The organism is Saccharomonospora saliphila YIM 90502 (assembly GCF_000383795.1).
GTDB classification, from domain to species: domain Bacteria; phylum Actinomycetota; class Actinomycetes; order Mycobacteriales; family Pseudonocardiaceae; genus Saccharomonospora; species Saccharomonospora saliphila.
Window position 1 is genome coordinate 445,505 of sequence record NZ_KB912640.1, and the last position, 7,917, is coordinate 453,421.

At 71.9% G+C, this 7,917-nt stretch carries 10 protein-coding genes; 4 read left to right on the forward strand and 6 right to left on the reverse strand.

Annotation, left to right across the window (positions count from 1 at the left end; all coding sequences use genetic code 11):
- Positions 1-173: 173 nt before the first annotated feature.
- Both SACSA_RS0107235 and SACSA_RS0107240 read right to left on the reverse strand, forming a co-directional pair.
- On the reverse strand, positions 174-854 hold the full coding sequence (locus tag SACSA_RS0107235; protein ID WP_028661639.1) for a LytR C-terminal domain-containing protein: 681 nt from the start codon (positions 852-854) through the stop codon (positions 174-176).
- Positions 851-1,165 (reverse strand): DUF3263 domain-containing protein, encoded by a 315-nt coding sequence (locus tag SACSA_RS0107240; protein WP_019814629.1) that lies wholly within the window; start codon positions 1,163-1,165, stop codon positions 851-853. The genes SACSA_RS0107235 and SACSA_RS0107240 overlap by 4 nt, the downstream gene beginning before the upstream one ends.
- Positions 1,166-1,305: 140 nt before the next feature.
- Between SACSA_RS0107240 and SACSA_RS0107245 the strand changes: the two genes are divergently transcribed.
- The 4 genes from SACSA_RS0107245 (at position 1,306) to thiD (SACSA_RS0107260) (ending at position 5,568) form a co-directional block, all read left to right on the forward strand.
- Positions 1,306-1,857 carry a peptide deformylase gene (locus SACSA_RS0107245; RefSeq protein ID WP_019814630.1) on the forward strand — a complete coding sequence of 184 codons (552 nt, stop codon included), beginning with the start codon at positions 1,306-1,308 and terminating at the stop codon, positions 1,855-1,857.
- A gap of 297 nt (positions 1,858-2,154) precedes the next feature.
- Positions 2,155-3,804: a phosphomethylpyrimidine synthase ThiC gene (thiC, locus tag SACSA_RS0107250; protein ID WP_083940196.1), complete on the forward strand. Its 1,650-nt coding sequence runs from the start codon at positions 2,155-2,157 to the stop codon at positions 3,802-3,804.
- Positions 3,801-4,649, forward strand: coding sequence for a bifunctional hydroxymethylpyrimidine kinase/phosphomethylpyrimidine kinase (gene thiD, locus SACSA_RS0107255; RefSeq protein ID WP_019814632.1), 849 nt, complete (start codon positions 3,801-3,803; stop codon positions 4,647-4,649). The genes thiC and thiD (SACSA_RS0107255) overlap by 4 nt, the downstream gene beginning before the upstream one ends.
- A gap of 85 nt (positions 4,650-4,734) precedes the next feature.
- Complete coding sequence (thiD, locus tag SACSA_RS0107260; protein ID WP_019814633.1) at positions 4,735-5,568, forward strand: bifunctional hydroxymethylpyrimidine kinase/phosphomethylpyrimidine kinase; 834 nt, start codon at positions 4,735-4,737, stop codon at positions 5,566-5,568.
- A gap of 31 nt (positions 5,569-5,599) precedes the next feature.
- Here thiD (SACSA_RS0107260) and SACSA_RS0107265 read toward each other — a convergent pair whose 3' ends face one another.
- The 4 genes from SACSA_RS0107265 to SACSA_RS21925 form a co-directional block, all read right to left on the reverse strand.
- Entirely contained in the window at positions 5,600-6,049 is a 450-nt protein-coding gene (locus tag SACSA_RS0107265; RefSeq protein WP_019814634.1) for a MarR family winged helix-turn-helix transcriptional regulator, read from the reverse strand.
- Positions 6,050-6,194: 145 nt separating this feature from the next.
- Positions 6,195-6,977 (reverse strand): thiazole synthase, encoded by a 783-nt coding sequence (gene thiG, locus SACSA_RS0107270; RefSeq protein WP_019814635.1) that lies wholly within the window; start codon positions 6,975-6,977, stop codon positions 6,195-6,197.
- A gap of 9 nt (positions 6,978-6,986) precedes the next feature.
- The gene (gene thiS, locus SACSA_RS0107275; protein ID WP_019814636.1) at positions 6,987-7,187 is read right to left on the reverse strand and encodes a sulfur carrier protein ThiS; all 201 of its coding nucleotides are present in this window, start codon (positions 7,185-7,187) and stop codon (positions 6,987-6,989) included.
- A partial coding sequence (locus SACSA_RS21925; RefSeq protein WP_019814637.1) for an FAD-dependent oxidoreductase occupies positions 7,184-7,917 on the reverse strand: 734 nt, incomplete at its 5' end. The genes thiS and SACSA_RS21925, both read right to left, overlap by 4 nt.

Below are 7,917 nucleotides of genomic sequence, written 5' to 3' on the forward strand. Positions count from 1 at the left end.
GGCGGGTGGTGCGGCCATCGCTCGACCGGGCTCAGCTCGCCGCGCTGGAGACCTACGCCGACTCCCGGTGACCACCCGGCCGCGGCGAGGCCCGATGCGCCCGGTGCCCGGGAACGCGGGAACGTCATCCCGCGTGCGGCCGCGCGGCGGTGCGGTGTACCGGCCGGAGGGAACTACTTGGGGTCCACCGGGCCGTCGTAGTCCCGGGTCACGATGACGATCACGCCCTCGCTGGCGTCGGCGATGCCCTCGAAACGCGGTTCGACCCGCATGCCGAAGTCCTCCGCGAGCGCGTGGGCCAGCGGCTCCTCGTCCGTGCCCGGCCGGAAGTACACCGTGCTCGCGGGGATGATGCCGTCCGCGTAGTTCGCGACCTCCACGACGTTCCATCCACGTGCCCGCAGGTCGTCACCCGTGTCGGACGCGAGGCCGGAGATGTCGCTGTTGTTGTAGACGCGCACCGGCGCGTCCTCCACCGACACGCGCTGGTCCTGGGCGTTTCCGGGGTCGCCGTCACTCCCGCCACCGGTGTCCGGGTCGTCACCACCGGCACCGTCGGTGCCGTCCCCCGCATCGCCGCGATCCCGGTCGTCGTCCTCGTCACCGCCACCCTCGCCCGGGGTGCCGTCGGTGTCGCCGTCGTCCTGTGCGCCGTCGCCGGGCCCCTGCTCGCGGGAGCCCTCTCCCCCGCCCTCGCCGGGCCGGGAGTCGGCGGTCTCGGTGGCCGCCGTGTCGGTCGGGTCGTCACCGGTCACGAGCGAGACGCCGCCGAGCGCGGCCGCCACGACGGCCACCGCGAGCAGCCCCAGCCCCGTCGCGCGCATCGGCCTGGACACTCCGTCGAAAATGCTCATGGCAGTTCAATCCCCAACCGCCGTGCCGCGCGGGCGCGCTGCCGGGAGGCGCGCACTTTCCGAAGCCGTTTGACCAGCATCGGGTCCGCACGCATGGCTTCCTGCTTGTCGATGAGCTTGTTCAGGATCTGGTAGTAGCGCGTCGGGGACACGCCGAACCGGTCGCGGATCGCCTGCTCCTTGGCGCCCGCGTACCGCCACCACTGGCGCTCGAAAGCGAGCACGTCCTTCTCGCGCTGGGACAGGCCGTCCTCGGACTCGGCCGGCGGGGACGGCCGACCGTCCGGGGCCGTCGACTCCGCGGCGTCCATCTGGCTCCTCGTCGACTCGGGCACCTCACGTGACTGCGCGCACGATGATCGCGCCGTGTCATTAGATCACGACGACGACGCGAAAGCCCGTACCATGCCCGGCGCGTCCGGGTGGCGGGGCTGACCTAGGATGACCGACCGTGACCATCCACGCCATCCGCATCGCGGGCGATCCCGTCCTGCACACGCGCACCCGGGAGGTCGAGGCGTTCGACGCCGACCTCGCCACGCTCGTCGACGACATGTTCGAGACGATGTACGCGGCGGAGGGCGTGGGTCTCGCCGCCAACCAGATCGGTGTCGACCTGCGAGTGTTCGTCTACGACTGCCCCGACGACCAGGGCGTGCGGCACAAGGGGCTCGTGGTGAACCCGGTGCTGGAGACCTCCGAGGTGCCCGAGACGATGCCGGACCCGGACGACGACTGGGAGGGCTGTCTGTCCGTGCCCGGTGAGTCGTACCCGACCGGGCGAGCGTCGTGGGCGAAGGTCACCGGGCGTGACCTCGACGGCAGCGAGATCGAGGTGGAGGGCACCGGGTACTTCGCCCGCTGCCTCCAGCACGAGACCGACCACCTCAACGGCTACCTGTACCTGGACCGGCTGGTCGGCCGCCACGCCCGCTCCGCCAAGAAGATGCTCAAGGCCAACAAGTGGGGCGTACCGGGACACTCCTGGCTCCCCGAGGGCTGACAGCCGCCGCGACGCGGCCGGTCCCCCGGGGGTCGGCATCGCTCACGCCGGAGGCCGGCGCTGATCCGGCCGGGCGGACACGCATCCGCCGGAACCTCGGCACGGATTCCGCGGTGACCCGGGTGGCGGGTTGTCCCGGGCGACGTGGCGTGGCAGGGTCACAGGAGACAACAGCACATCGCGGGAGCTCGCGCCATGGCGGGCTGAGAGGGCGGCTGGTGTCCGATGGACCGGACCCGGCGCCGCCGACCGCACGAACCTGACCGGGTAATGCCGGCGTAGGGAGTGAATTCCGTCGTGACGACGCTGGACAACGACGCTGTGCGTGCCGAGCCGCACGTCACCACCGGGCCGATCACCGGCTCACGCAAGGTCTACCACGACACCGCCTCGGGCCTGCGGGTCCCGGCACGGCGCATCGACCTGTCGAACGGTGAACACCTCGACGTCTACGACACCTCGGGCCCGTACACCGATCCGGACGCGACCATTGACGTCCACAGCGGACTCTCTCCGTCGCGATCGGACTGGATCGCCGGGCGTGCGCACGACACCCAGCTCGGCTGGGCGAAGGCGGGAGTCATCACGCGGGAGATGGAGTTCGTCGCCGCCCGCGAGCGGCTCGATCCCGAGTACGTGCGCTCGGAAGTGGCGCGCGGGCGCGCCGTGATTCCGGTCAACCGCAAGCACCCGGAGTCCGAGCCGATGATCATCGGCAAGAACTTCCTCGTGAAGGTCAACGCCAACATGGGCAACTCGGCCGTGTGGTCGTCGGTCGAGGAGGAGGTCGACAAGCTGGTGTGGGCGACCCGCTGGGGCGCCGACACGATCATGGACCTGTCCACGGGCAAGCGCATCCACGACACGCGCGAGTGGATCCTGCGCAACTCCCCGGTCCCGGTGGGCACCGTGCCGATCTACCAGGCCCTGGAGAAGGTGAACGGCGAGCCCGAGAAGCTGTCGTGGGAGATCTACCGCGACACGGTGATCGAACAATGCGAGCAGGGCGTGGACTACATGACCGTCCACGCGGGCGTGCTGCTGCGCTACGTCCCGCTCACCGCGCGGCGCGTCACCGGCATCGTCTCCCGGGGCGGGTCGATCATGGCCGCGTGGTGCCTTGCCCACCACCGTGAGTCGTTCCTCTACACGCATTTCTCGGAACTGTGCGAGATCCTGCGTTCCTACGACGTCACGTTCTCGCTCGGCGACGGCCTGCGCCCCGGGTCGATCGCCGACGCCAACGACCCCGCCCAGTTCGCCGAACTGGAGACCCTCGGCGAACTCACCCACATCGCCCGCGAACACGACGTGCAGGTGATGATCGAGGGCCCGGGGCACGTGCCGCTCCACAAGATCAAGGAGAACGTGGAGCGGGAGGAGCGACTGTGCGGCGAGGCGCCGTTCTACACGCTCGGCCCGCTGGCCACCGACATCGCGCCCGCCTACGACCACATCACCTCGGCGATCGGAGCCGCCCAGATCGGCTGGCACGGAACGGCGATGCTCTGCTACGTCACGCCGAAGGAGCACCTCGGCCTGCCCAACCGCGACGACGTGAAGACCGGCGTGATCAGCTACAAGATCGCCGCGCACAGCGCCGACCTGGCCAAGGGGCACCCCCGCGCGCGGGAGTGGGACGACGCGCTGTCCACGGCGCGGTTCGAGTTCCGGTGGAACGATCAGTTCAACCTCTCGCTCGACCCGGACACCGCGCGCGCCTACCACGACGAGACGTTACCCGCCGAGCCCGCCAAGACCGCGCACTTCTGCTCGATGTGCGGGCCGAAGTTCTGCTCCATGCGCATCACCCAGGACGTCCGGCGGTACGCGGAGGAGAACGGACTGTCCAGTGTGGAGGCCATTGAGGCGGGTATGCGGGAGAAGTCGGAGGAGTTCGCCGAGCACGGCAACCGGGTCTACCTCCCGGTCGAGGAGCGGTCGTGACCGAGACACCGAGGACGGCGCTCACGATCGCGGGCTCCGACTCCGGCGGTGGCGCGGGCATTCAGGCCGACCTGCGCACGTTCTTCGCCTGCGGTGTGCACGGGATGACCGCCGTGACGGCGGTCACGGTACAGAATTCGCTCGGCGTGCACGGGTTCACCGAGATCCCGGTCGAGGTGGTGACCGCGCAGATGCGAACGGTTGCGAGCGACATGGGCGTGGACGCGGCGAAGACCGGGATGCTGGCCACCGCCGAGATCATTCGCGCGGTGGCCGCCACCGCCGACGAGATCGGCCTCGGCGCGGGTGGCGAGTCGGCGCCGCTGGTCGTGGACCCGGTGGCGGCGTCCATGCACGGCGACGCCCTGCTGCGCGAGGAGGCGCTCGAGGCGATCCGCACGGAGCTGTTCCCCCGCGCCACGCTGGTCACCCCGAACCTGGACGAGGTGCGGCTGCTCACCGGCGTGGAGGTCACCGATGCCGACAGCCAGCGGGACGCCGCCGACGCGCTGCTCGAACTGGGACCGCGCTGGGCGCTGGTCAAGGGCGGCCACCTCGACGGCAGCCCGCGTTGTGTGGACCTGCTCTCCGACGGCACCCACCGCATCGAACTCGACGGGCCGCGCCACGACACCGCGCACACCCACGGCGGCGGCGACACGCTGGCCGCGGCGGTCACGGCCTTCCTGGCGAAGGGGCTCGGTGTCGGTGACGCGGTGTCGGCGGGCAAGGCGTTCATCGAGCGGTGCGTGGCCGAGTCCTACCCGCTCGGCGGAGGCATCGGCCCGGTCTCGCCGTTCTGGCGGCTGGCGCCGGAGGGCACGCCGGGACCGCCCGCCTCATGACCGTGACCTGCCGACGACGGCCGACCGCGCGCTGCCCGTGCACCGGCCCGCCCGCGCGGGCTGAGGTGTGGGTGACACTGGGGGCATGAGCGACGAGCAACCTCCCGCCGCGCTGACCATCGCCGGTTCCGATTCCGGAGGTGCCGCCGGATTGGAGGCGGACCTGCGGACCTTCCTCACGTGCGGGGTGCACGGGCTCGTGGCCGTCACGGCGGTCACGGTGCAGAACACTCTCGGCGTGCACGACCGCTCCGACGTCCCGGCACGCGTGGTCGCCGGGCAGATCGAGGCGGTGGCCGCCGACATGGGCCTACAGGCCGCCAAAACGGGCATGCTGGCGTCCGCCGAGATCATCCGCGCGGTGGCCAGGGCCTGCGAGGACGCGGGCATCGGCGGCGAGAACGGTGTTCCGTTCGTGGTCGACCCGGTCGCCGCCTCGATGCACGGCACGCCGCTGTTCGACGATGCCGGGCTGACCGCCCTGCGCGACGACCTGCTGCCCCGGGCCACGGCCGTCACGCCGAACCTGGACGAGGTGCGCCTGCTCACCGGTATCGAGGTCACCCGCCGCGAGCGGATGCGCGACGCCGCGGTCGCGTTGCACGAACTGGGCCCGCGCCACGTGCTCGTCAAGGGCGGACACCTCGCCGACGACCCGGAGTGCGTCGACCTGCTCTACGACGGCACGACGTTCACCGAACTGCGCGGTCCCCGGCTCGACACCCCGCACACGCACGGCGCGGGCGACGCGATGGCCTCGGCGTTCACCGCCGGGCTCGCGCGCGGCATGCCGGTGGCGGAGGCGGCCCGCCTCGGCAAGTGGTACGTGGGAAACGCCGTACGGCACTCCTACCCGATGGGTGCCAAGGTCGGCCCGGTCTCGGCGTTCTGGCGCATCGCTGAGGAGAACCGCTCCTGACCTGCCCGCACGAACGGCTCCACTCGCTGTACTACGGGGCCTCGTCGTCGGAGAGCAGGGCCTCCAAGGCGGGGACGGCGGCGGCGAGCGCCTCACGGTGCTCGGGCGAGAGACGGTCGATACGCCTGCTCAGCTCGTTGATCCGGGTGGCGGTGACACCGGAGAGCAAACGTTGCCCCTCATCGGTGACGGCCACCAGCCACGCCCTGCGGTCGACGGGGTCGGACTCCCGGCTCACGTAGCCGTTCTCGGCCAGCGCGGACACGATGCGCGACATCGTCGCCGCCGCCACGCCCTCCTTGGCGGCGAGATCGCCCAGCCGCAGCCGCCCGAACGTGGCCAGCGTCGCCAGCGCCGAGATCGCCCCGTGCCCGGGGCCGGGAGCGCTGGCCTGGCGCAGTGACCGCGACAGCCTGCCGATCGTGAGGAACAGCCTGCCGGGTACGTCCTGTGCCGAGGTGCTCACTTCGGGCTCCTCCATTCACGCGCTCCGCCCTGCCCCGGCGCGGTGCTCCGCCGAAGCGGCGCTCACTTTACGTGGTCGAGCGTGCGCCCTGGTGACGAACCCGGCGAACCGCCCGGCACGATGCCGACGTGCTGGACGACGGTCATGGGCGGTGCCTCGATCAGCGCGGCGGGCTCGACGCCTGCGCCCAGAACCGTTGCGGAATCCGGCCCGCCTGCCGGGCCATGCGCCCGGCGTTGACGGCCGAGCGCATGGCGTGCGCCATACGCTCCGGGTCCTGCGCCCGGGTCACCGCCGTGGACAGCAGCACCCCGTCGCAACCCAGCTCCATCGCCAGCGCCGCGTCGGAAGCGGTGCCGATCCCGGCGTCCAGGATGATCGGCACACCCGCGCGCGCGACGATCAGCTCGATGTTGTGCGGGTTGCGGATGCCCAGCCCCGTGCCGATCGGCGACCCCAGCGGCATGACGGCGGCGCATCCGGCTTCCTCGAGGCGCAGCGCCAGCACGGGGTCGTCGTTGGTGTAGGCCAGAACGGTGAACCCGTCGGCCACGAGCTGCTCGGCCGCGTCCAAGGTCTCCACCGGGTCGGGCAGCAGGGTCCGGTCGTCGGCGTGGACCTCCAGCTTGACGAGGTCCGTGCCGAGCGCCTCGCGGGCCAGCCGCGCGGTCAGCAGCGCCTCGGCCGCGCTTCGGCATCCGGCGGTATTGGGCAGCACCTCGATGCCGAGCCTGCGCAGCAGGTCCAGCACACCGGACCCGCCCTCGGCGTCGGCGCGGCGCAGGGCCACGGTGGTCAGCTCGGTCCCGGAGGCCACGAGCGCGCGCTCCAGCACACTGAGGTTGCCCGCCCCGCCCGTGCCGATGATCAGGCGCGAGGTGAGTTTGTGGTCGTTGATCACAAGGTGGTCGCCGTGGGAACCGGCGTCGTCGGCGGTCGTCATCGTCGGTGGTCAGCCTCCCTGCACCGCGGTCAGGATCTCCAGTCGCGCCCCGTCGTGCACCGTGACCTCGGGCCAGCGGCCCCGGCGGACGACCTCGCCGTCCAGTGCCACCGCGACGCCCTTGGCGTCGCCCCAGGTCGTCGCCAGCACGTCGGCGACGGTGCTCTCGTCGGGCACCTGCCGTGATTCGCCGTTGACGTGCACGTTCATCGCACCGCTTCCTCTCTGTTCCGGCTCGGGTGCGCGCTCGCCGCGCCCCGAGGAAGTTCGGCCCCGGCGAGCCAGGCCACGACCGCGTCCGCCGTCACGGGCGCCAGCAACAGGCCGTTGCGGTGGTGCCCGGTCGCCGCGTACACGCCGTCGCCGAGCACACCGAGGTATGGCAGGTTGTCGGCGCTGCCCGCGCGCAGCCCGGCCGTGCTCTCGGCCAGCTCGTATTCGGCGACACCGGGGAATACCCGTTCGGCCGCGTCCAGCAACTCCCGCACGCCCCGCACCGTGACGGCGGTGTCGTAGCCCGCCTCGTACTGCGTGGCGCCGAGGACCAGTTCGCCGTCGGCCCGGGGCACCAGATAGATCGGCCTGCCCTCCACGGAGGCCCGCACGGTGTGCCGGGGCGGCGGCACGGTCGTCCGGCGCGGCCGCAAGCGCACGATCTCGCCCTTGAGCGGTCGCACCCGGTCGGCCAGCTCCGGATGCAGGCGGGCGCTGTGTGCCCCGGCGGCGAGCACGACCGCGTCGAACGAGTGGGTGCCCGAGCGGGTCCGCACCCGCTCGGCCGCGAGATCGGAGACGGCCTCGGCGACGAAGCTCACCCCGCGCGCCCGGCACGCCGTGCCCAACGAGCCCAGCAGCCGACGGTTGTCGACGGAGAGGTCCCCGGGCACGTGCAGGCCCGCGCGCACGGCGGCAAGGCCCGGCTCCTGCCGGCGGGTCTCAC

What these genes read in the sequence shown, in the direction of transcription:
- SACSA_RS0107235 (WP_028661639.1), bottom strand. Translation starts at nt 854, where the DNA reads ATGAGCATTTTCGACGGAGTGTCCAGGCCGATGCGCGCGACGGGGCTG.
- SACSA_RS0107240 (WP_019814629.1), bottom strand. Translation starts at nt 1,165, where the DNA reads ATGGACGCCGCGGAGTCGACGGCCCCGGACGGTCGGCCGTCCCCGCCG.
- thiD (WP_019814633.1), top strand. Translation starts at nt 4,735, where the DNA reads ATGAGCGACGAGCAACCTCCCGCCGCGCTGACCATCGCCGGTTCCGAT.
- SACSA_RS0107265 (WP_019814634.1), bottom strand. Translation starts at nt 6,049, where the DNA reads ATGGAGGAGCCCGAAGTGAGCACCTCGGCACAGGACGTACCCGGCAGG.
- thiG (WP_019814635.1), bottom strand. Translation starts at nt 6,977, where the DNA reads ATGACGACCGCCGACGACGCCGGTTCCCACGGCGACCACCTTGTGATC.
- thiS (WP_019814636.1), bottom strand. Translation starts at nt 7,187, where the DNA reads ATGAACGTGCACGTCAACGGCGAATCACGGCAGGTGCCCGACGAGAGC.